This window comes from Blastocatellia bacterium, assembly GCA_016713405.1.
In the GTDB taxonomy this organism is placed as follows: domain Bacteria; phylum Acidobacteriota; class Blastocatellia; order Chloracidobacteriales; family JADJPF01; genus JADJPF01.
In genome coordinates this window covers 153,702-175,509 of record JADJPF010000011.1, presented here as the reverse complement: position 1 = coordinate 175,509, position 21,808 = coordinate 153,702, and the positions used below count along the sequence as shown (strand labels likewise).

The 21,808-nt window shown below is 34.2% G+C and carries 18 protein-coding genes and 1 pseudogene; 13 read left to right on the top strand and 6 right to left on the bottom strand.

Annotation, left to right across the window (positions count from 1 at the left end; all coding sequences use genetic code 11):
* Nucleotides 1-14: 14 nt before the first annotated feature.
* The 5 genes and pseudogenes from IPK14_15430 to IPK14_15410 all read left to right on the top strand — a co-directional run bounded on the left by IPK14_15430 (nt 15) and on the right by IPK14_15410 (nt 6,679).
* Nucleotides 15-1,766, top strand: a complete 1,752-nt coding sequence (locus tag IPK14_15430) for a SpoIIE family protein phosphatase (GenBank protein MBK7994715.1) — start codon at nt 15-17, stop codon at nt 1,764-1,766.
* A gap of 246 nt (nt 1,767-2,012) precedes the next feature.
* Entirely contained in the window at nt 2,013-2,267 is a 255-nt protein-coding gene (locus IPK14_15425) for a helix-turn-helix transcriptional regulator (protein MBK7994714.1), read from the top strand.
* A gap of 863 nt (nt 2,268-3,130) precedes the next feature.
* Nucleotides 3,131-5,062 (top strand): annotated as a pseudogene (locus tag IPK14_15420) (ribonucleoside-diphosphate reductase subunit alpha).
* Between the two features lie 108 nt (nt 5,063-5,170).
* Nucleotides 5,171-6,259: a ribonucleotide-diphosphate reductase subunit beta gene (locus IPK14_15415; GenBank protein ID MBK7994713.1), complete on the top strand. Its 1,089-nt coding sequence runs from the start codon at nt 5,171-5,173 to the stop codon at nt 6,257-6,259.
* Nucleotides 6,260-6,343: 84 nt separating this feature from the next.
* Nucleotides 6,344-6,679, top strand: a complete 336-nt coding sequence (locus IPK14_15410) for a hypothetical protein (protein MBK7994712.1) — start codon at nt 6,344-6,346, stop codon at nt 6,677-6,679.
* A gap of 7 nt (nt 6,680-6,686) precedes the next feature.
* On the opposite strand, the gene IPK14_15405 is transcribed toward IPK14_15410, so the two are convergent.
* Nucleotides 6,687-9,776, bottom strand: coding sequence for a site-2 protease family protein (locus IPK14_15405; protein ID MBK7994711.1), 3,090 nt, complete (start codon nt 9,774-9,776; stop codon nt 6,687-6,689).
* A 509-nt stretch (nt 9,777-10,285) separates the two neighbouring features.
* Here IPK14_15405 and IPK14_15400 point away from each other — a divergent pair.
* From IPK14_15400 to IPK14_15380, 5 genes are all read left to right on the top strand, one after another.
* The gene (locus IPK14_15400; GenBank protein ID MBK7994710.1) at nt 10,286-11,974 is read left to right on the top strand and encodes a tetratricopeptide repeat protein; all 1,689 of its coding nucleotides are present in this window, start codon (nt 10,286-10,288) and stop codon (nt 11,972-11,974) included.
* A gap of 35 nt (nt 11,975-12,009) precedes the next feature.
* Nucleotides 12,010-12,495: a hypothetical protein gene (locus tag IPK14_15395; protein MBK7994709.1), complete on the top strand. Its 486-nt coding sequence runs from the start codon at nt 12,010-12,012 to the stop codon at nt 12,493-12,495.
* Between the two features lie 3 nt (nt 12,496-12,498).
* Entirely contained in the window at nt 12,499-12,693 is a 195-nt protein-coding gene (locus IPK14_15390) for a YwbE family protein (protein MBK7994708.1), read from the top strand.
* Nucleotides 12,694-12,796: 103 nt separating this feature from the next.
* Nucleotides 12,797-13,537 carry a hypothetical protein gene (locus IPK14_15385; GenBank protein MBK7994707.1) on the top strand — a complete coding sequence of 247 codons (741 nt, stop codon included), beginning with the start codon at nt 12,797-12,799 and terminating at the stop codon, nt 13,535-13,537.
* Nucleotides 13,538-13,785: 248 nt separating this feature from the next.
* Nucleotides 13,786-14,001, top strand: a complete 216-nt coding sequence (locus IPK14_15380) for a hypothetical protein (protein MBK7994706.1) — start codon at nt 13,786-13,788, stop codon at nt 13,999-14,001.
* Nucleotides 14,002-14,013: 12 nt separating this feature from the next.
* Here the strand turns inward: IPK14_15380 and IPK14_15375 are convergent, their stop codons facing one another.
* The 5 genes from IPK14_15375 to cysC are packed head-to-tail and all read right to left on the bottom strand — an operon-like array spanning nt 14,014 to nt 19,303.
* Nucleotides 14,014-15,636, bottom strand: a complete 1,623-nt coding sequence (locus tag IPK14_15375; protein MBK7994705.1) for an alkaline phosphatase family protein — start codon at nt 15,634-15,636, stop codon at nt 14,014-14,016.
* Nucleotides 15,637-15,643: 7 nt separating this feature from the next.
* Entirely contained in the window at nt 15,644-17,275 is a 1,632-nt protein-coding gene (locus IPK14_15370; GenBank protein MBK7994704.1) for an alkaline phosphatase family protein, read from the bottom strand.
* A gap of 25 nt (nt 17,276-17,300) precedes the next feature.
* Nucleotides 17,301-18,095, bottom strand: a complete 795-nt coding sequence (locus IPK14_15365) for an alkaline phosphatase family protein (GenBank protein ID MBK7994703.1) — start codon at nt 18,093-18,095, stop codon at nt 17,301-17,303.
* Nucleotides 18,096-18,109: 14 nt separating this feature from the next.
* Nucleotides 18,110-18,661, bottom strand: a complete 552-nt coding sequence (locus IPK14_15360) for an alkaline phosphatase family protein (GenBank protein MBK7994702.1) — start codon at nt 18,659-18,661, stop codon at nt 18,110-18,112.
* Nucleotides 18,662-18,697: 36 nt separating this feature from the next.
* Nucleotides 18,698-19,303: an adenylyl-sulfate kinase gene (cysC, locus tag IPK14_15355; GenBank protein ID MBK7994701.1), complete on the bottom strand. Its 606-nt coding sequence runs from the start codon at nt 19,301-19,303 to the stop codon at nt 18,698-18,700.
* Nucleotides 19,304-19,598: 295 nt separating this feature from the next.
* Here cysC and IPK14_15350 point away from each other — a divergent pair, with 295 nt between their 5' ends.
* The 3 genes from IPK14_15350 to coaD all read left to right on the top strand — a co-directional run bounded on the left by IPK14_15350 (nt 19,599) and on the right by coaD (nt 21,793).
* Nucleotides 19,599-19,859: a hypothetical protein gene (locus IPK14_15350; GenBank protein MBK7994700.1), complete on the top strand. Its 261-nt coding sequence runs from the start codon at nt 19,599-19,601 to the stop codon at nt 19,857-19,859.
* Between the two features lie 157 nt (nt 19,860-20,016).
* Entirely contained in the window at nt 20,017-21,183 is a 1,167-nt protein-coding gene (locus IPK14_15345; protein ID MBK7994699.1) for an endonuclease/exonuclease/phosphatase family protein, read from the top strand.
* A gap of 118 nt (nt 21,184-21,301) precedes the next feature.
* Nucleotides 21,302-21,793, top strand: coding sequence for a pantetheine-phosphate adenylyltransferase (gene coaD / locus IPK14_15340; protein ID MBK7994698.1), 492 nt, complete (start codon nt 21,302-21,304; stop codon nt 21,791-21,793).
* Nucleotides 21,794-21,808: the final 15 nt, after the last annotated feature.

Genomic DNA, 21,808 nt, shown 5'->3' with positions numbered 1-21,808 from the left:
CTATTGGTGAAAATATGCCAAGTTTGCTAGTAAAATTGCCTGATGGAGATGGCAGGGAAATAAAAGTAGTTAAAACAAAAACCTCTATTGGTCGATCATCACGTAATGATGTATGTATCAATGATCCTTTCGCTTCTCGCTTACATGCAGAAGTTAGATATGATGGCAGTAGTTATTTTTTAACTGACCTTGGTAGTGCTAATGGCACTTTTTGTAATGGTGGTAAAGTTGTTGGTACTATTGCGTTTAATATTGGTGATGTAATTCAAATTGGCGAAACAAGAATCACTCTAATAGCGGATCCTGTCACTACACCTTCAAACGAATTAATGTTATCAGACCTAAATCTACATGCAGAAGCAGAACTAACAATTGCTTCTAGCAAACATAGTTCTGGTATTTTTTCTGTTTTAGAAGAAGTTACTAATTCTTCTAAAGGTAACGTGTTAGGGCAAACCATTATTTCCCAACCAAAAGAGAAAGAACGTAAAAAAGATCATTTGTTAGCTGTAGTAAGTAAAGTAGGTGTTACTTTACTTTTGGATGCTTCTTTAGATGACACCTTAAAACGCATTATGGAGCTAGTTTTTGAGGCTTTACCTGTAGAACGAGGCTTTTTATTTTTATCTAGCCAATGGACTCCTAATAGAGACTCTAAACGTCGTATGCGGGCTAAACCTAATGAGTTAGTTTGTAAAGTTGCACGTAATGCTATGAAAGATTTAACTGGAGAAGAGATTAAAATTAGTCGTTCAATCTCTGAAAAAGTCATAAATGAAGGAACTTCTGTACTAACTTCTGATGCTGCACATGACCCGCGTTTCCAAGAGATGCAATCAGTTGTTATAAGTCAAATGCGCTCAATTATGGCTGTACCACTAGCGATAGGTGAAGAAGTAATTGGAATGATTTATGTAGATAATCCTTATGCTACAAATCGCTTTAATCAAGATGACTTACTAGTTTTAACTACTATGGCTTCAGTAGCAGCAATTAAGATTGAAAATGCTTGTCTAATTGAAGAACGAATAGAAAAAAAGCGAATGGAAGAAGAATTAAAAGTTGCTAGTGAAATACAACTTCGTCTGCAACCACTCTCACCCCCTCGCTTGCCTGGCTATGATATGATTGGCATTAGCTTCCCTTGTCGTGAAATAGGTGGTGATTATTATGATTTTATTAAACGTAAAAATGGACGCACTCTTTTAGCTTTAGGAGATGTTTCAGGTAAAGGTATGGGTGCAGCACTTATGATGTCTAGCTTACATGCTGCGCTACATGCACAGGCCCAAACTCCTCTTAAAACAGCCCAAATTGTTACAGAAATTAATAATTATATTTTTGAGAGTTCACCAGAAAATAAATTTTTAACTCTTTTTTGTGCTGAACTAGATCCTATTACTAATCAACTGTTTTATTCTAATGCTGGTCATAATCCTCCCATATTAGTTTCTAATGATGGTAGTTATAGATTATTAGAGTCTGGAGGATTGCCTATAGGAATTGTTGATTCTATTACTTATGAAGAAAACTACTTAGTAATGCAGCCTGGAGATGTACTAGTTATTTATAGTGATGGAATTACTGACAGTGTTAACGAAATAGATGAAGAATTTGGTGAACAGCGTTTAATAGAAGTAGTTCGCCGTTATCGTGCTAGAACTGCTTCACAACTTCGTGACCGTGTTGATGAGGCTATTACCCAATTTATAGGTCAATGTCTTCCAGTTGACGATACTACTATAATGATTATTAAACATTACTAGATTAAGCTATTAACAACTAGTTATTTTACTTATCTTAAATAAATAAAATCCTATTTTATATTAATTTATCTATTTACTTTACTTGACGTAAGTAGCAATATGCCGTTATTATGTCTCTGTTAGTACCTTAATTATTCTAAAGCTTAAGGTTATTAACTAGTAATTTTTCGTTTATTGACTATATTTTTTACTTAATCAAACAATATTCTTTATTTTAAGAACGCCAAAAAGATAGGGAGACAATTAATGGCTAGAACAACTAATAAACAACCATCACTCACTGAACGGGAACGTCAAGTGCTTAAATTACTTGTGGATGGATATGCTAATGAAGAAGTAGGTCAAATTTTAGGGCTTTCTCGTCGTACAGTTGAAGCTCATCGCGCACGTATTATGCTAAAACTTAATATTCATGACTTACCAGCATTAGTTAAATATTCTATTAAATCTGGCATTACTACGGCTGATGACCATCGTAATGATACTAGATTGCCTGATTAATTAACCACTTAAAAACTTGATGCAGCGTAACATAAATAAAATAGTAGCACCTTGAATCTTAAGCCCTAGCGGGGCAATAGATATATAGGGCTTGCGCCCTAGACTATAATATTAACCCTAGTTCAAAGCTGCAAAGCGACAGAGTTTTTTCTTAGCAGTAAAAGACTATGTCGGCCTTTCAGGGTTTAAGATCAAAATACTAAAATTTTTAAGTTACGCTGTACTAAACAGTAAGATTAATAGCTCAGATATATCAGAGCTATTTCTAAGTGTTTTAAACAATAATATTTCTTAAGTTTTTGATTTAGATCATTTTGTATTAGAATTGTCCATAATTAAATATTTGCCTGTTTCGCTTGGCAAAAGGCAAATATTGTTTGTTGTTAACCAAATATAAAAAACTTCCTTTACCTCTATTTGTAGCTATCCAAAAAAACAACCTTTCCATTTATTTTGCCTCCTACAAAAATGCAATATTTTGTGCTAATCCATTTTTGTTGTTAAAGACACAAAATTAAGATCAGTTTCTTTACTTTGTGCTAGTACCAAACAACTAAGCAATATACTTACTAAGTTAATAAATATTAGCCTTAAGAAAACCCCAAAATAGTTTTTGTTAGATATCTAACTAGATACTTAGCTAAAGATTTAAGCAATGGCATAATAAGCAATATTACTAGAAAAATAAAAAAATAGTCCCTTATAATTTTAATTATTTAGCAAAAACTCTATCCAAAAATTGTTGCTTTTTTCTTCGATAAATATTATATCTAGTGTCCTCAAGCTATATGCCAACAACATATAGTGACTGAAAAGAATATCTACTTAAAACTACTATCATAATAAAACAGCAAGGAAATGTTATGGCTTCTTTTGATTTTGATCTAAGCTACAATAGTCAACAGATAGATTTTGATAGCAATACTCCCACATTTTTAGCTACTGGTATTGATATTGTTAAGCCAGATACTAAATCAAAAACTGATAAGTCTGGGGCATGGTGGCGCAAGAGTGTACATAAAGAAGCAATAAAAATAGACTCTGAGCGCGATAATTTATTAACAGATTTTGGTAAAGCTACTCTAACAGACCGCTATGTTTTAGAAAATGAAAGCTACCAAGACATGTTTGCCCGTGTTGCTGCCGCTTTTGCTGATGACCAAAATCACGCACAACGCCTTTATGATTATATTTCAAAACTTTGGTTTATGCCTGCTACGCCAATACTTTCTAATGGTGGTGCGGAAAGAGGAATGCCAATTTCTTGTTTTCTTAACTCTGTTGGTGACAGCCTTAAAGCCATTGTAGATACTTGGAATGAAAATGTTTGGCTAGCCTCAAATGGCGGTGGTATCGGCACTTACTGGGGAAATGTTCGTTCTATAGGTGAGGCAATTGGTAAAGCAGGCAAAACTTCAGGTATTATGCCTTTTATTCGTGTAATGGATTCCTTGACCCTAGCAATTAGCCAAGGCTCTCTTAGACGAGGTTCAGCAGCCGTTTATTTAGATATTCATCATCCTGAAATTGAAGAATTTTTAGAAATTCGTAAACCCTCTGGAGACTTTAACCGAAAAAGCTTAAACCTTCATCATGGTATTAATATTACAGACGAATTTATGATTGCTGTCTGAGATGATAAGACGTTTAATTTACGTAGTCCAAGGACAGGTGAAGTAATTAGGCAAGTTAATGCACGTCAACTTTGGCAAAAGATTTTAGAAACCCGTTTACAAACCGGAGAACCTTACTTAATCTTTATTGATACAGTAAATAAAAGTATTGCTAAACATCATCAAGATTTAGGCTTAAAAGTAACTATGTCTAATCTTTGTAGCGAGATACTTCTTCCTACAGGTGTTGATCATAAAAACCAAGAGCGTACTGCTGTTTGTTGTTTATCTTCACTTAATGCAGAAAAATGGGATGAGTGGAATAAAGACCCTCTATTTATTGAAGATGTATTTCGATTTTTAGACAATGTGCTACAAACTTATATAGATTCTGCTCCAGAGCAAATGAATAAGGCTAAGTATTCTGCACATCGGGAACGTGCTGTTGGACTTGGACTTATGGGACTCCATTCTTTCTTTCAATCAAAAGGCGTTGCCTTTGAAAGCGTAACAGCTAAGTCTATCAATATAAAGATGTTTCGTCATATTCGAGAACAAGCTAATTTAGCTTCAACTCGTCTTGCTGATGAGCGTGGTTCTTGTTTGGATGCTGAAGACCGAGGAGTTAAAGCCCGTTTTAGTTATAAACTAGCAATTGCTCCAACTGCTTCTATAAGCATTATTTGCGGTGGCACAAGTGCGGGTATAGAGCCAATTCCGGCCAATATTTATACACATAAAACTTTATGTGGTTCCTTTGTAGTTAAAAATCCTTACCTAGAAAAACTTTTATCTAAACGTAGCATAAATAATGAAGCTACATGGCAATCAATACTAGCTAATGAAGGCTCTGTAGCACATCTTAATGAGCTTACAGATGATGAAAAATCTATTTTCCGTACAGCCTTTGAAATTGATCAACGTTGGGTAATAGAACTAGCTAGTGATCGCGCCCCATTTATTTGTCAAGGTCAATCACTTAATATATTTCTTCCCGGTGATATTCATAAATGGGATTTATTAATGCTTCATTGGTTAGCTTGGGAACGAGGAGTAAAAAGTCTTTATTACTGTCGTTCAAAGTCTGTCCAACGGGCAGCATTTGCTGGTGTAGAAAATGTTAAGGCAACAGATATTAAAACAAACTCCACCAATTATGAGGAGTGCCTTTCTTGCCAATAAAGCTTAAATAAATAAAACTTAAATAAATCTTTAATATTAAATAACCAATCGATAAAAAAAGGGTTAAGTGTCTTCGCTATGTATAACACTGCTGTCAGTCAATCTAATATGGACATTGCTAATTCTAATCCTCTTTTGCTTATAGGAACAAAAACCATAGATTTACTAGAATCTACAGGAAGTTATGATGTAGATCGTTATCCTTGGGCTTATGAGTGTTGGAAACGGCAACAACAAATTCATTGGATGGGCGAAGAAGTCCCACTAGGTGAAGACTTAAAAGACTGGCAATCTGACACCATTAGCGAAGTAGAACGTAATTTACTTACCCAAATTTTCCGCTTTTTTACCCAATCAGATGTTGAAGTGGGTGATAACTATATGAAACGCTATATGCGTATTTTCCAACCGCTAGAAGTCCAAATGATGATGGCTGCTTTTAGTAATATGGAAACTGTCCATATAGACGCTTATGCAATGCTACTTAAAACTTTAGGAATGCCTAAAACAGAATTTGAAGCTTTTCGTGATTATGCAGCAATGCGAGCTAAGGTAGACTACATGCACACATTTGGAGTAAATACCTGTGCAGATGTAGCACGTACATTAGCTATGTTTGGTGCATTTACTGAAGGAATGGCACTTTTTGCTAGTTTTGCAATGTTACTTAATTTTCCTCGTCAAAATAAAATGAAAGGGATGGGGCAAATTGTTTCCTGGTCTGTTCGGGATGAAAGTCTGCATTGTGAAGGAATAATTAAGCTCTTTCATGAATGGAATAGGCAAACTGGCGTAGTAACTAAAGCTGTAGCAGATGACATTATAGATGTTGCTAAAACAATGGTGACACTTGAAGAACAGTTTGTAGATTTAGCTTTTTCTTTAGGAGATGGACAAGTAGAAAAAATGTCTGCTCAGGAAGTAAAAAACTATATTCGCTATATTTGTGATTGGCGATTAACTCAGCTAAAACTTCAGCCTGTTTATGGATATTTTGCTAGAGAAAATAACGAATATAAGCAAGTCCAGCCTCATCCGTTGCCTTGGCTACTTCAAATATTAAATGGTGTTGAGCATGCTAACTTTTTTGAAGCTCGCGCAACGGAATATTCAAAAGCTGCTACACAAGGTCAATGGCACGGCGATGAAGGAGCTTGGTCAGCTTTTGATCAATGGCAAAAACAACGTTCTTCCTAGCAATAATCTAAAATAATCTAAAATAAATTTTTTTTCTTAATAAACCTTATTTACTGTTAAAAAGATTGGCATATAATTTTCAATATGCCAAAACTTAGGATTCTACAAGAAAACTTACCCACGCGTTGCGAGATTTGCCATCAGTCGGATCTTTTTAATCCTCAGACTGGCGATTGTAAGCGATGCTCCAAAATAGCCAAACGCCTAAAAAACCAAGCTTGGCATTGTATCAGTCATCCTAATGATGCTGGAGTCTTGCAAGTTTTTGGAGCTTTACTAATATTTGGTGTTCATATTTATTTTCTTCCCTACGCACAAATGTTTATGCAAGATTTCTGGCTTACTTGTGGAATATATTTTTCTTCCTTAATAGTAGGACTACTCTTAATTGTTTGTGGTAAAGGTCGTCCAATATTCTAATTAGTTGTTATTTAAGTAATTTATCAAAAACCTCTTTATGAGCTAAATCACGATGAAGCCGCCAATCTTTTTGCCTAGCTTCAACCAAAATAGGATCTAACAAATCTAGTTTTTCTAGTTTTTCTAGTTCTTTTAGTTCTTCTAGTTCTTTTAGTTCTTTTAGTTCTTTTAGTTCTTTTAGTTCTTTTAGTTCTTCTGATAATCCACTCTCTTTTTCTGTTAACTCTTCTTCAATCTCCAGTTCTTCATTATTTCCCTCAGTTAATAATTTCTCCTTGGCAAATTTAGCAGAAAACTTAGCTTTTTGATCAATAGATTTAGCATATTGTTCTAGGTTTTGAAATTTATTAGCTTTAAGTATTTCTTCAATTTGTCTAAAAGTTTCTTGTGCTAAATCTAATTTTCCTTCTTGGATTTTTAGATAGCAAATATCTAACAAATGAGGTAGAAAAGTAACTTTGATTTGTTTATCAGTCCCATAAAGCCTACTTAAAAACCAAGGTACTAGTCCAAGCTGATTTATTTCAAACCTACTTGTTTCTAAAGCTAATTTTTTTTCAAATAATTTATTAGCTGTTTCAAAATCTTTTTCTAATATACAAATCCAAGCTATATTGTTAATTAATGTGCTGAAATAAAGTTCTTGTTTTGTGTCTGGAAGCGAAGCTAATTTATTATATTTCTCTGTTAATATAAGCCTTGCTTTTGAAGTTAAGCCTTCTTTTAGGTAAATATCTGATAATTTTTCTAAAACACTTATACTTCGATTTTTAAGTTTTTTGTTTGATTCACAAAATTCTATAGTTTTTATTAGTAGTTTTTCTGCCTTGTCGCTATCTTTTTTCTCTATATAAAAATCAGCTAAGGAAATACTATTACTAACTATTAAGTATAATAAGGAATCTATATCGTTGTTTGTGGTTGATAAGTTATTATTTCTTATCTCTAAAGCTCGTTCTAAGTATTGGATTTCTTCATCTGAACGCTTCTTAGGCAAAAATGCAAGTCTTTCTAACAAACTAGCTATTTGAATATCATTTTTATCAAAGCCTTTTTCCATTTGGTTAAGTGCTTGTAAATAGTAATCTTTTACCTCTTTCTCTGGTAAAACTCCTGCTAATCTATTTAAGCTTTCTAAATAGCGTGGATCTTTTAGTCCAAATCCTTTAGCAATTTCAAAAGCTTCTAAATAATATTGTTTAGTTTTTTCTAAAGTTGCATTACTATCAGACTCATAATCTTCTTCTAACTGCCAATCTCCTGCTTCAATTAAAACATCCCAGCGTTTTGCTGGATCAGTAAGTTGTTTTAGTTTTGTTTCCCAATCAGGTTTTTCTATTAGTTTTTCTATTGGTTCTTCTATAGATGTATTTGTGGATGTGTAATTACGTGCTGACCACCAATCAACTGCTACCCAACCAATCAATCCATAAATTGGTAAACCTAACATTAATAAATAGATAAAACCTCCTATTATCATTACTTTAACTGTAGGCATTACATTAGAAAAATGTGAAACTAGCTTTTTTGCTAGTAAATAACGTTCTGCCCAGGTTTGTTTAATAAATGGAGGTGCAGTCAAGACTTGAAAAATAGTTTGCAATCTAATTTTACGATCATGCTCTTTTGGCAAAAGCCTATTTATTCGGCTTGCAGCAATAGAAAATTGCCACTGCACAGGCAAGCTAATAATAGTACTAATAGCTAAAAATAGTATGATTTTATCATTAAGTAACCACCAAGCTAAAAATAGGACTAGAGAATTTATTATATAAATTACTGTTTGCGCTCTTGGAAAACGTACATAAACCAAGGCTTCTAAGACTCGCCCACCATCCAACGGTAAAATAGGTAGTAAGTTAATATAATTAAGAATAATAGAAATTAGTGCTATTTCATACCAAAGTTCATTGAAAGTAATTAAGTAAATATATGCAGCTACAAAACCACCTATTACCCCAGGAACAGGCCCAAGTAAATAAATAACTAGTTTTTGCAGTGGTGTAGCATCTTCTTTATCTCCAATAGTTACGGCCCCTAAAAAAGGTAAAAACAATACTTGAGTATCCTTAAATCCAAATAAAACCATTCCTGCTAAATGACCTAACTCATGTATTAGTAAAACTCCAAGCAATATAAACACTGTTTGCCATGAAAAACTTATACCAAAGGCTAGAGCAGCTACTACCACACTTACTAAAAATAATCCTGCCTTAGTCACCCAACCCCACTTCACCCGATTATTTTCATCTGCAATAGCTTGCTCAAAAGCTAGAATATCTGCGTTTAATTGGGCTTGTGTATTTGATTCACCTAAAAAACTGGTACTATCTGATACATTACTTTTATTTTCTGTAATATTTTTAGACTGTTCTTTAGATATTTTTTTAGATATTTCTGTTAATTTTTTACTAACATAAAAAATAGGTGCAAGTAGTTTTGCTGCCCCTTTAGCACTATATCGCCATTCCCCTTCTGAGCCTACTTCTACGGCCCAACCATTTTCAATTTGATAAGAAAGAGCTTCTTTTGCAAAGCTATTTTGATTTTGTAAAAATTCCTCAACAGTGCAATAAATAGCTTCTGTGTCCTCTTTTTGTCTTATCTGATTAATCCATTGTTGATGAACTAACCATTGTTTTGATAAATCTGCAAAATAATAAGTGTTAGTTTGAAAGTTTTTTGGTAATGGTAAAGTAATATTATCTAAACAATCTGTAGTAATCATTGTCTTTCCATTATCAAAAATTGAAGTAAAAATAACATCAAAAGAGCGTATCCAGCCAGGCAGTAAAGTAGAACTAACAGAAGCAAAAGCAGGAATATTTGGATGCACATATATTTGGTAAAAAGCTACTTTATTTGTTTGAGTCGCTTTTTGTGAGTAAGCATATTGAAATCCCAAAGAATCTAAAGCTTTGTGTGTTTGGGCCCAAATAGGATTAAGATTTTCTGGAACTTGAGAACTATCAACACATTCATTGTAAGGTAATTGGTTTCTTCTCTGCATCAATCTAGCCCAAACAATTGCATATTGTAAACCTTTGACTAAGAAAAATAACGCTGCAATATATGCTATTATTTCAATAAACCACATATTAACCCCTCTTTAGCCAAAACAGTATTATTTCTAGTAAATCACCTATCTTTATACCTGCTTTTGTATAGATATATACTAAGTTACTTTCTATTTGATAAGCACCTAGTAGCTTATATACTATACAGAAAGTTTTATAAGCCAATAGGAAGTTTTTAGCAATAAAATAATTAACTAAAACTAAAAGATTTTTTTCTAGTTTTAGTTAGTTTTATCGAGCAATTATTAAATTTTTATTAGTTTTATTTTTAGTTAATATAAGCTTTGTTTATCCTATCTGTTTATTGTTCAGATATTTAGCTTATTTATTTGACAGCTTGACTTCTCAGCAAAGAAGAAATATGTAAAAATCTTCAAGCTCTTAGACCCTAAATAAAATTAATTTAATTCCAATAAGCTGAGATAAAATAATGACCAAAAACAAAAATTTCTCGTCCCAACCAAAAATAACTCTCCATCTTACTAAACTATTTGCACTAATATTAATATTCTCTTTAACTAGTTCTAATATGGATGTTTACAGTCAATCAACTAATAAACAATCTAAACAATCTAAAAACAAACCCAGCAAGCCACCTCAGCCAAAAGTGATTTCTGCAACAGGTGTTGTAATAGATAACCCTGCGGATAAAGTGGCTAATAACACAGAGGAAGAAATTGATTTTAAGCTTGTAGAGGCTCTTTCACTTCTTAAACAAGGGCGGGTTCAAAAAGAAACTGGTCAGTATCAACCATCAATTCAAACTTTTCTACAAGCAATAACTACAAAAGTAGAAATTAGCGATAAGGTCAGACCTGAACTTGCTGATGCCTATTATAGATTAGCCATTGCACAACGTGAAGAAGGTTTATTAAACGAGGCTATTATTTCTTTTAGAAAAGTTCTAGAACATCAAAATAACTTAGCTGAACAAATTGCACTAACAAAACAGATTGAATCAGAAGTTGCAACAACTTATCATCGCATTGGACTAAGAGAAGCAAAAGCTGAACGTTATAGAGAAGCTATTAGTGCCTACAAAGACGCTTTTAATATTAATCAAGAACCACAAATTAAAATAGAAATTGCTGATAGCTATCATCGTATAGGTTTATCAGACCTCAAATCAGGAAATTATACTCAAGCCATAGATTCTTTTAATAAATCTTTAGAATTTTCTCCTAATTCAGCAAAAGTTTTCTTTAGCCTTGCTCAAGCCTATGAGCAAAAAGGCGATATTTCCCAAGCAATGGATTATTACCGTCAAGCAATACAAGTTAAAAATGATTTTGCAGAAGCACATTTTGCACTAGGCAAAAACTATCAACGCTTAAACCTAGCCACAGAAGCTGTAGCAACTTTGACTACAGCAACTAAAAATAATGAAGCTTATCCAGAAGCTTATTATCATTTAGGACTTAATTTTTTAACCTTAAATAAAACTAATGAAGCAATATCAGCTTTTAGCAAAGCTATCCAACTTAAACCAGAATTAGCAGAAGCACATTATCAATTAGGTGCAACACATACAAGACTAGGAGATTTTACAAAAGCTGTTGACCCTTTAAACAAGGCTATAAAAATCAAACCAAATTACCCTGAAGCAGAGTTTTTATTAGGTATTGCTTATTACAGATTAGAGAAGTTTGATGCCGCTGCTCCTCTTCTAAAAAAAATAGTATCTTTATTTCCTGATCGCCTTGAAGCTTATCAATATTTAGCTAATAGTTATTTAAGCTTAAAAGATTATTCATCAGCAATAACCATACTTGAAAAAATTCGCTCATTAAGTCCAGACGACAAAGACAATGTTTATAAACTAGGTAATAGTTATTTCCAAACTTCAAAATATGAAGAATCTATTGCGGCTTATGAAACTTTATCAGACAATAACAATTATCCTGATCTTCAATATAAAATCAGTCAAGGCTACTTAAAATTAAATACCCCTGAAGCAACTAAAAAAGGAAACAATTTGCTTTCTATGGTGTTAACTAAAGCTAAGACATCATTTAATGAAGGAAAGAAGTTGGAAAAACAAAAAAATTACTTGGCTGCAATCAATAGTTACAAACAAGCTACAAGTATTTATCCTGATTATGTAGATGCAATTTATCGTTTATCGTTTTGTTATTTTTTAGCAGGAGACAATGCTAATGGCAAACTTCAATATGAAGAATTGTTGCAAAAAGCAGGTAAAAAGATCAAAAGAAAGTAAATATCTTAGCTAGTAAGCTGTAAGTTAAATTAATTATGCCACAATATGCACTAGAAAAAGACATTATTACTAAAAAATGTGATGTATGCGGCAAAAGCTATCTAATTACACGTCACACTAAAACTTGTGTACATTGTGGCTATAACAAAAAAAACAAATCCCAGCACCCACATGTAGCACTAGATCTTAATGCTTCTAGTTTTGCAGATGGGATGCAAAAGTTTTTATCTTCAAACAAATATTTTGGCAGCACAGAAAAAAAGATTGTTATTCTTTCTGTTATTCTAGGCTTTGTAGGCAGTTTATTTTTCCAAAGTGGACTGCCAATTTCAAGCAAAATAGTTTTTATTCCTCTAGCAATTGTTCTTAGTTTATTTATTGGTTTAGCCATAACTGGAGCAGCAGCACTAAGTAATATCTTTCAAAAACTCGCCAAACCTTTAAGCTCAGAAGCTACTCAAAAACGCTACAAAGAATGGAAAGAAAATAAAGTGACTAAAAAGATAAATAAGGAATCTTAAAAGATGAGAAACCAACAAAATAAAGAAATAACCCCAGGTCTTAAAGTAAATATAGTGCTAAAACAAGACCAACGAACAGGCAAAACTACCCAAGGAATTGTTAAAGATATTTTGACAAAATCTGCTTATCATCCACATGGAATTAAAGTTCGCATTCAAACAGGCGAAGTAGGTAGAGTTAAAGAAATTATTGATTAATGATCTTAAAAATAGCTATCTAACTAACTTTATAAACAACTCCCAAAAAGTTATAATCTTCTAACTGTTTTCTAAAATTTTTAATCTTAAAAGGAGATTGTTTATGTATCAAACTTTTAATCTTATCCCTATACAATCTAATCTTAAAAATACTAACAAAAATAGATTAGATCCTATTTCAAATAACTTCTTATCTAACAATAACTTATCTTATGATAAGCTATTGTTTTCAATATATTGGAATAATTATTTTGATCAAGCAGTTTATCAAGAAACTGTAGGAAACATTAAGCTTTTTCTAAAAAATGCAAATAAAATAGATTGGATAAATAACTTTCTATCCAATAATAGTTTATCTTATGAGCAATCTTTCCATCCAACTTATAATGACAGCACTGATAGCAGCTATTTTGACAAAATAGTTTATTTGGAGAATTTAACAAAATCTGGAAATATTGGTCTTTTTGTAAAAGAAATAAATAAAATAGACTGGACAAAACACCCTGCCAAGCATTTTATTTATGTCATCCGCCTTGCATTAGAAGTTGAGGCTGTTTTTGCTGCTCAAAAACTTTCACTTCTAGGTGCTAAGTTATATCCTCAAAACCTAGAATTAGAAAAATTTGCTTTTATCCTTAAAAATCCTGTCCTTATCTCTAAAAATCAAATAGCTAATTCTGATTTAGAAGCTAATTCTAAATGGATAATAAACAATAGACAAAAATATAAAGGTCAATGGGTAGCCTTAAAAAATGGCTTGCTACTAGAAGCATCTAAATCTCTTAAAACACTTACCTTAAAATTTTCTGAGCATAAAAACATTTACTTTACAAAGGTACATTGATGGCTCTTTCCTTTGCAGATGGAACGCCTTTTACAAGGGCTTGGACACCTTACGACTATAGACCTGCAACAGGCTCAGATTCTACAGAACGCATTATGATTCCTATAGAAATTGAAAGCTTTCGCACCTCAGCTTTTATTGATACAGCCTCGCCTTATGTTGTTTGTTCGCCAGAAGTAGCAGATGCAATAGCAATAAATTCATCTGCTGCAATACAGGAAATAAAATATAACATCCGAGGTAACAAAATATTAGGGGATTTACACCGTCTATCAATAACTCTGCTTGCTCAGGAAGGAGAAAATTTATCTATAGAGTCGTCTGTTTTTGTTCCACAAAATATAGATAAAGAAGTTTGGGCAAATTATCCAACCGTCCTAGGGCTTAAAACTTTTCTTGAACATCTACGCTTTGCTGTAGATCCTCTAAAAAATAGATTTTATTTTGGATTATGTAGTTATTAGTAGACTATTATATTAACTAATATAGCCTAATGCCCGCATTCGTTCTTTAATTTCTTCCTCTTCGCCATCTTCAAAAGCATTTGAGCTAACACCATCTCGGTATGAACTCCCTTGGCGGCGAATAGGGCGAGACATTGAAACTTCAGGTAAAAAGGCTTCTTGCAAAACTCGTCCGTCCATGTCCTCTGTTAATGCTTCATCCATTGCATAAAGCGCGGTAGGTGCAATGTCTCTCAAATGAGCATTTTCTATTTTTAACCCTTTATGAAATCCCTCTCCACAGGCTATAAAAATTCCATAAGGAGCATGTGCGCCTGAAGTGGTGCTAGAAGCAATAAAAGTTCCTTGTTGGCTACGACCTTCTAACGGTACATAACTTGAATCACGAGTAATTAAAACTAAATCTGGAAGTAGTTCAGAGTAGCGACCTTGAAAAGCTTCCTCTCTAGTCAAAACTTGCTCAAAAGCTGGTAGGTTATCAAAAGGTGACTTAAGCTGTTTTAGCTTTGTTTTTACCTCTTGCAAAAGCGGCAGGTAATCCTTTTGTGGGACAATTCCGGTTGCTTCTCTCCCCTGCAAATTAATCCAAACACCTCGATCTTGACCAAAGAAGACTTTAGTTTTTGACCAATCTATTTCTTCAAAAATTGCTTTTCCCCGCAAAGCTTTTTTATCTAAAGCATTGTCCCACCCGGCTGGAGCAGCTACTTTAATTCGATTTTCTACTTTTTCTTTTAAGCTAGCTAGCTTTTGTTTTGCTTTCCAAGCAAACCCATCTTGATAAGCAAGCCAACCTTGTTCACGTAGCCATTCATTAAGGCGAATTTCATAATGTGAAGCACAAAAACCATGATCAGAACAAACTAAAATCGGTGTGCCTTCTGGAATATGTTTTAGCAGTCGCCCAACAGCTACATCTGCCTTTTCATACATTTCATAAATAAAATTCTTAAACTCGGTTTTTGCCTCATGTTTATGGTGTGTTCTGTCCATATCAGCCCAAAAATCATGCTGAGTTCGGTCTAAAATCGAGTAAACCATCATTAGAAAATCCCAGTCATATTTTGGCAACAGAAAATCTAAGGCTCGTTGACGAGCATCTAGGCAGAGGCGAAATTCAGCAGCTTTTTCTACTTTATCAGTATTTCGCTTAGGTTCAATTATGTAATCTGGAATTGTTTTTAATAATTCGCTTTTTAGCTCTGTTGGATGTGTAAAATTTGACTGCAAAGTTGGGGTAAGCATTCCTGTAACTAAAAAACCTTCTACCGGGACAACTGGATAAGTTGTAGGAACGTTGACCACGCCTACATTGCGACGACGTTCAGAAAGTATTTCCCAAACGGTTTTTGTTTGAATATCTAACGCGCTCATTGCGCGAAATTCATAAGCACCAGGCTGTTTAATAAAAGGTGAGTAAACCCCATGCATTCCTTCAGATGTTCCAGTAGTGCAACTTGACCAGCCAGGAAAGCTATTTGGATGAAGTGTTGAGCGAAGCGGGCCGCTAACACCTTGAGTAATTAATTCTCGCAGATTAGGTAGTTTACCTTCGGCAATCATTGGGTCAATGATGTCAAAAGTTGCTCCATCTAAACCAATAATTACAGCTTGTTTTTTTGGGTTTTTACTCATAGTTTTACTACTGCATATAGCCAAGGCTACGTAATTTATCTGCAATACCTTCGCTAGCAAAAACTTCGTCTGATGTGTTTTGTGATAATTCTTTGTAAGATGTGCCTTCGCGCTTAATTTGCTTGTTAGCAAGAAATTCTGGTGTAAAGATTTCCTGTAAAACTCGTCCGTCCATTTCTGGCGTTAATGCTTCGTCCAAGTGAAAAAGCACGGTTGGGGCAACATCTCGTAGATTAGCACCAGAAATTTGCTCCCCTTGACGAATATTTTTTCCCCAAGCAATAAAAATTCCGTCTGGTGTATGCTCTCCTGTGTTGTGATTAGATGGTGTCAAGTATTTATCGTTAGATAAATCACCAAGATAAGCACCATAGTTGATACATAAAACTAAATCAGGAGCAAAATGACGATAAGGGCCATCAAATGCTTCTTCTTGAGTCAAAATATATCGAAAAACCCTTTCACCATTAGGATATTTATGGTCAATCAATTTATTTTTTATTTCCTGTTTTATGTCTTCTGCCATTTGCCCTGGCTCAACAATCCCGTGTGGCTCACGCCCCTTTAGATTTAGTCTGATTCCACCATCTAAAGTATAGTAAGCTTTGGTCTTAGACCAATCTAGTTTTTCAAAATAATTTTGTGTATCAGACTCTTGAGACTTCATTTTAGCTACGCCGTAACCAATTTCTTTTTGAAAAGGCTTGCGAATTGCCCGATAAACGCTTGCAACTTCATCTAATACACCAATTCGGCGAAGTGCAGATTTTAATTTGGCCTTTTCTCCTCGTTCAACTAAATAGCCGCAATCTAATAGCCAACGAGGAATATCAAACGCGCTATAAAACGGGCCAAAACCATGATCAGAGACAATAAAAACCGTTGTCTCTGAGTCTAAATCAGCTAGCAGAGTCCCTACAGCATGATCAAGCTTTTCATAGATTTGAAAGATTGTATTATAAATACTAGCGGGTTGTTCCTGGTGTTTAGGATGTTCTTTGTCCATTGCTGCCCAAAGGCGATGTTGGGCGCGGTCGGATTCAGTAAAAACTGTCCAAAATAAATCACTAGGATATTTTTTTAGCAGGTAGCGGGAAGCCTCTAGGCGACGATCTAAAGAGGTTAGCAGTTCATCAGCAATCTGCTCTTTATTTTTACCGTGTAAATTTACATCCACAACATAGCCCGGAACAGCCTTTTCTAGCTCATTGGCTAACTCAAGTGGGTAAGTGTAAGGATGTTCGCCACCTGGCCAAAGCATTCCACAAACTAAGTAACCATTGACCTTAACCGCAGGAAATGAACAAGGATCATTGATTACCCCAACTTGTCGGCCACGTTCAGAAAGCAACTCCCAAATAGACTTGGCTTTAATATCCAGAGTTGTCATTGCTTTTAGGGTAAAGTTATCTTCCCGACGTACTAGCGGCATAAAAATCCCGTGTCTACCTTCGCTAGTACCTGTAGCGGCGGAAGTCCAGCCAGGAAAGCTATTTGGAGTAACAGAAGAACGTAAAAAACCTGTACAACCTTCTTCAATCAATCGTTTAAGATTAGGTAATTTACCTTGATCAATTAAAACATCAATGACTTCAAACGTTGCTCCATCTAGACCAATTACTGCGGCTTTCCCACTCATAGATTTTCTTTACCTAAATTATTAATTAAAGTGCTACACCTGTGATTTCACTAGGAATTGCTACCCCTAATTCTTTCATAATTGTAGGAGCAATATCACAAATATGCGGTTTTTTATCTTTAATATCTTTACGGTTAATTAAAAAATGGGCATCGTCCTGGGTGTGCATACCAGTAAAAATTTCTTTATCCATCAAAGTTTGTTTATTGGTAGCACCTTTCATATCAAAACCATAGTTGGACAACACTATTAAATCTGGTGCTTGATCCATAAGTGGGCCTTGAAAAACATCTTCTTTCATAAAAACTTTCTTAATTGCAGTTTTACCATTAGAGGAAATTTCCTTTAATCCTGCTGCAAGTTCTGCACGAAGTCTTTCATATTCTGCACCAGGTTCAACTGTGCCTTGTGGGTATTTACCCTTTAGATTGATATAGATACGGGTAGGATCAAGGGCAAATGCTCGGCTACCTGGGCCTATTTCCTCTACTGACTTTGGTTGCTCAGAAGTAAAATTTAAGTAACCGTTTTGCTTTAACCAATAATTTAAGTAAACCTGTTGGTCAAGACTAGTAAAGCCATGATCAGAACACATCATAAAAGTAGTATTATTATCTAGTCTATCATAAACTTCACCAATTAATTTATCTACCCGACGATAAAACTCAATAAAACCGCTATGATATGGATGATTAGGATTAACTAAAGCATCCCACATAAAGTGATGTAATCGGTCGGTTTCTGTAACTGTACCAATAAATAACGACCATTTTTCTTGGTCAAAGAGTTGTAAAATGGTTTTACGACGTTTCTCAAACACATCATAAATATCTGCTAAGAAAACGTCTTTAGACTCGCGGGCTTTTGAGCATCTGGATCAAGTCTATATTGCAATTCCATAAGCGTTGGGTAGAGTTCTGGAGGGTAAGTAGCTTTCTTTAAGTCTGTCGCTACAAACCCAGAAATCAAAACTCCATTTAATGGTTTAGCCGGGTAAGTTTCCGGCACGTTGATTACTACTGAACGTTTGCCATAATTACCAAGCACATCCCAAAGAGCAGGAACTTTAACGCTTTTAGAATTAGGAAAATAGATTTTATAGCTATTAGGCTGTAGGTCTAAAAAGCCAAAAATCCCATGTTGTGCAGGATTCATTCCTGTATAAAAACAAGTCCAGGAAGTAGAAGAAACTTCAGGAATAGAAACATCCATTTGCCTTAAACTACTGTTAGCAGCAATTTTAGCTAGGTTTGGCATTGTGCCATCTGCACAAAATTGCTTAAGCAAAGTGTAAGGTGTACCGTCTAATCCTAATAAAACTACTTTTTTTTCTTTTACTTCTGGCTGTGATTTTCCTAAAGATCTTAATCGGTCTAAAATACCCATTATTACAACTCCAAATTACTTAACATAAAACCTTACTTAAAAATAACCTAATTCTTCCAGACGACGTTTAACTTCTTCTTCTTCTTCTTCTGAATAAACTTCGTCTGCTGGTTTAGGGACATAACCCATTTCTTCTAGTTTATGGATGATTTTTTTAGCACTTTCTTCAGGAGTTTCTTTTGAACTATCAACCATAACTTCAGGGTTAAGAGGTGCTTCGTAAGGGTCAGAAACACCTGTAAAACCAGGTATTTGTCCAGCCATTGCTTTAGCATAAAGTCCTTTAACATCTCGTTGAGCGCAGACTTCTAGCGGGCAATGGACATAAACTTCTACAAAATCACCTATCATTTTTCTTACTTCATCACGAATTTCACGATAAGGAGAAATTGCAGCACTAATAGCAGCAACTCCATTACGAGAAAGCAGATGACAAACAAATCCGATGCGACGAATGTTTGTATCACGGTCTTCTTTAGAGAAACCTAAGCCTTTGCTTAAATTTGTTCTGACTACATCCCCATCTAGGATCTCAACTTTCAAACCGCGATGGCGTAGTTCTGTTTCAACTATGTGGGCAAGCGTGGTTTTACCAGCACCTGAAAGGCCAGTAAACCACAGTGTAAAACCTTTATCTGACATATAAATGATTACTCCAAAAAGGAATGATTGTAACAAATAGGTCAGTGTACAATAAAACCCTGGCAAGCGAAACTAGTTCATCCTAAACTTCAGAAAGGCAAAAGAAGCATAAACAGGAGACAAAAAATCCGGTCTTAAAACCCTTTCTAACTAGTTAATTTCTTAACCTGATAAACTAATCAATGGTGTTTTTATCATTGCTAATTTAAGCAATTTTTTCTTGCTAACAACAAAATTTTTCTTACATAATCTCTAGGCTTTATCAAATTCTACTAGCTAAAGTTGATGGTTTAATATGTTGAAAATAAATAAATTACTAGCCCTTTCCTTAAGAATAGTTTTTAGTTTTTTTCTAATATTTATTTTATCCAACAATATAAAAGCCAATAAAGACCCAGAGATTTTCACTTATGAAGAGCTTGTAGAATTATGTGAAAAAGAGCAGTTACCTGAGAATTTACAAAAAAAGCTAACCTCTCTTTTAACAACACCTTTTGTTAATAACAGAGCTTTTCAACAAGGGGTAGTTCCACAAAACCAAAGTCTAAAGAAATAGGAGAATTTTTAAGAGTAGTTTTTGGAATATAGAACGTGGCCTTAATTTAGAAGCAATTGAGCTAGTTTTACTAACCCAGAAAAATATATTTCCTACTTGACCAAAAGTCTATTCTGCTGATAGCAAAAGAGGTAGAGAAGTTATTGAGTATGTTAATATGCTTAAACAAGCTGATGTTATTGTACTAAATGAAGTTGATTGGGGTGTAAAGCGTACCAAATATAATAATGTGGTTGAACGACTAGGCACAACACTTAAAATGAATTATGCCTATGGAGTTGAGTTTGTAGAAATAGATCCAATTAGTTTAGGGACAGAAAAGTTTGAAGATATTCCAGAACCAGATAGAAGCGAGTTAGTAAAAAATATCCAAGTAGATAAAAATCTTTATAAAGGCTTGCACGGGACAGCTATTCTTAGTCGCTATCGTCTTGAAAATGTTCAGCTTATACCATTTACATATCAAGCTCATGATTGGTATGAGGAGGAAAAAAAAGCTACCAGTTTTATAGAAAAAGGAAAACGAAAAGCTAGCGAAACTGTTTTTTTAGAAAAAATTCATCGTGAAATCCGTCGTGGTGGTAGAACAACTTTAATAGCCGAGATTGTTGATGAGGCTATCCCAACAGGCAAAGCAGTTATCGTTGCAACACATCTTGAATCAAAAACTAAGCCTGAAAACCGTGCCAAGCAACTAGAAGAACTTTTAGGGAGGCTAAGAAATATTAAACACCCAGTAATTTTTGCTGGTGATATGAATACTTCTACTTCAGATGCTACACCTACTTCTATCTTAAAAGAGCTAAAAAACCGAGTTGGTGATGAAGAATTTTGGGTTAAACAAGGCTTTAAGTATGCAACAGGTGTAGGTTTAATTTTAGATGCTTTTGGAGGAGCAATTAAATTAAGTCGAACCCATTTAGATCCAACAGTTAAAAGTGTTAGATTTATCTCTCCAAATCCAGAAGCAGAATTTTTTACCCTTTTAGAAGAATTTCGTTTTGATGATAAAGGAGCATTTGATCTTCGAGGTGATAAAACACGCTCTTTTGATAGGAAGGCAGGCACATTAGCAAATTCAAACCAACGAAGTACTAAAGGTTTTGTAGAAACTTATCAAGTTAAACGTAAAATTGGGCCTATAGGCAAATTTAAGCTTGATTGGATATTTATTAAGCCTCCAAACTTTACTGACCCAACAGATAGTAAGCAACCTTATGTTTTTGCACCTCATTTTGGGCAAACTTTATCAATACTCAATTTTAGTTTTGGAGAAGGAATTTCCGATCACAACCCAATCATACTAGACTTACCATTTAAGTAATATTTCTAGCGATAAGCAAAGACAAATTGACAGTTTAGTAATGCTGCTGGCACAATGACCAATTGCTATAGCACTCAAAATTTAATCCTACCAAAAATCAAAATTAAAGATTATGCGTATGCGTCGGGCAATTTATCCTGGATCATTTGACCCCATTACTAATGGTCATTTAGACATTATTGAGCGTAGCTCTAAGCTTTTTGATGAAGTAATTATTGGGGTTTTAGTAAATTCACAAAAAACACCTCTTTTTAACTTTGATGAGCGAATAGAAATTATTCGCGCTGTTGTAGCAGATTGGCCTCAAGTTAGAGTAGATACTTTTAATGGTCTACTTGTTAATTATGCACAATCTCAACAAGCTGATTGTATTGTTAGAGGGATAAGAGCCGTTTCTGATTATGAATATGAACTACAAATGGCACTAATGAATAGACGATTAGCACCTAATATTGAGACTGTTTTTATGATGGCGGCTGAAGATTACAGCTATTTAAGTTCCCGACTAGTCAAAGAAGTTTTTATGTTAAATGGCTCAATTACTGGACTTGTGCCTAGTTTAGTTGAAGAAAAAATGAAAGAAAAGCTTCAAGCTAAAAAAAATACTTAAGTTTATTTTGAAAGG

Coding starts and splice junctions, on each gene's coding strand:
- IPK14_15405 (MBK7994711.1), bottom strand. CDS start 9,776: ATGTGGTTTATTGAAATAATAGCATATATTGCAGCGTTATTTTTCTTA.
- IPK14_15415 (MBK7994713.1), top strand. CDS start 5,171: ATGGACATTGCTAATTCTAATCCTCTTTTGCTTATAGGAACAAAAACC.
- IPK14_15400 (MBK7994710.1), top strand. CDS start 10,286: ATGGATGTTTACAGTCAATCAACTAATAAACAATCTAAACAATCTAAA.
- IPK14_15350 (MBK7994700.1), top strand. CDS start 19,599: ATGTTGAAAATAAATAAATTACTAGCCCTTTCCTTAAGAATAGTTTTT.
- IPK14_15370 (MBK7994704.1), bottom strand. CDS start 17,275: ATGAGTGGGAAAGCCGCAGTAATTGGTCTAGATGGAGCAACGTTTGAA.
- IPK14_15345 (MBK7994699.1), top strand. CDS start 20,017: ATGCTTAAACAAGCTGATGTTATTGTACTAAATGAAGTTGATTGGGGT.
- cysC (MBK7994701.1), bottom strand. CDS start 19,303: ATGTCAGATAAAGGTTTTACACTGTGGTTTACTGGCCTTTCAGGTGCT.
- IPK14_15360 (MBK7994702.1), bottom strand. CDS start 18,661: ATGGGTATTTTAGACCGATTAAGATCTTTAGGAAAATCACAGCCAGAA.
- IPK14_15385 (MBK7994707.1), top strand. CDS start 12,797: ATGTATCAAACTTTTAATCTTATCCCTATACAATCTAATCTTAAAAAT.
- IPK14_15395 (MBK7994709.1), top strand. CDS start 12,010: ATGCCACAATATGCACTAGAAAAAGACATTATTACTAAAAAATGTGAT.
- IPK14_15410 (MBK7994712.1), top strand. CDS start 6,344: ATGCCAAAACTTAGGATTCTACAAGAAAACTTACCCACGCGTTGCGAG.
- IPK14_15390 (MBK7994708.1), top strand. CDS start 12,499: ATGAGAAACCAACAAAATAAAGAAATAACCCCAGGTCTTAAAGTAAAT.
- IPK14_15430 (MBK7994715.1), top strand. CDS start 15: ATGCCAAGTTTGCTAGTAAAATTGCCTGATGGAGATGGCAGGGAAATA.
- coaD (MBK7994698.1), top strand. CDS start 21,302: ATGCGTCGGGCAATTTATCCTGGATCATTTGACCCCATTACTAATGGT.
- IPK14_15375 (MBK7994705.1), bottom strand. CDS start 15,636: ATGAGTAAAAACCCAAAAAAACAAGCTGTAATTATTGGTTTAGATGGA.
- IPK14_15425 (MBK7994714.1), top strand. CDS start 2,013: ATGGCTAGAACAACTAATAAACAACCATCACTCACTGAACGGGAACGT.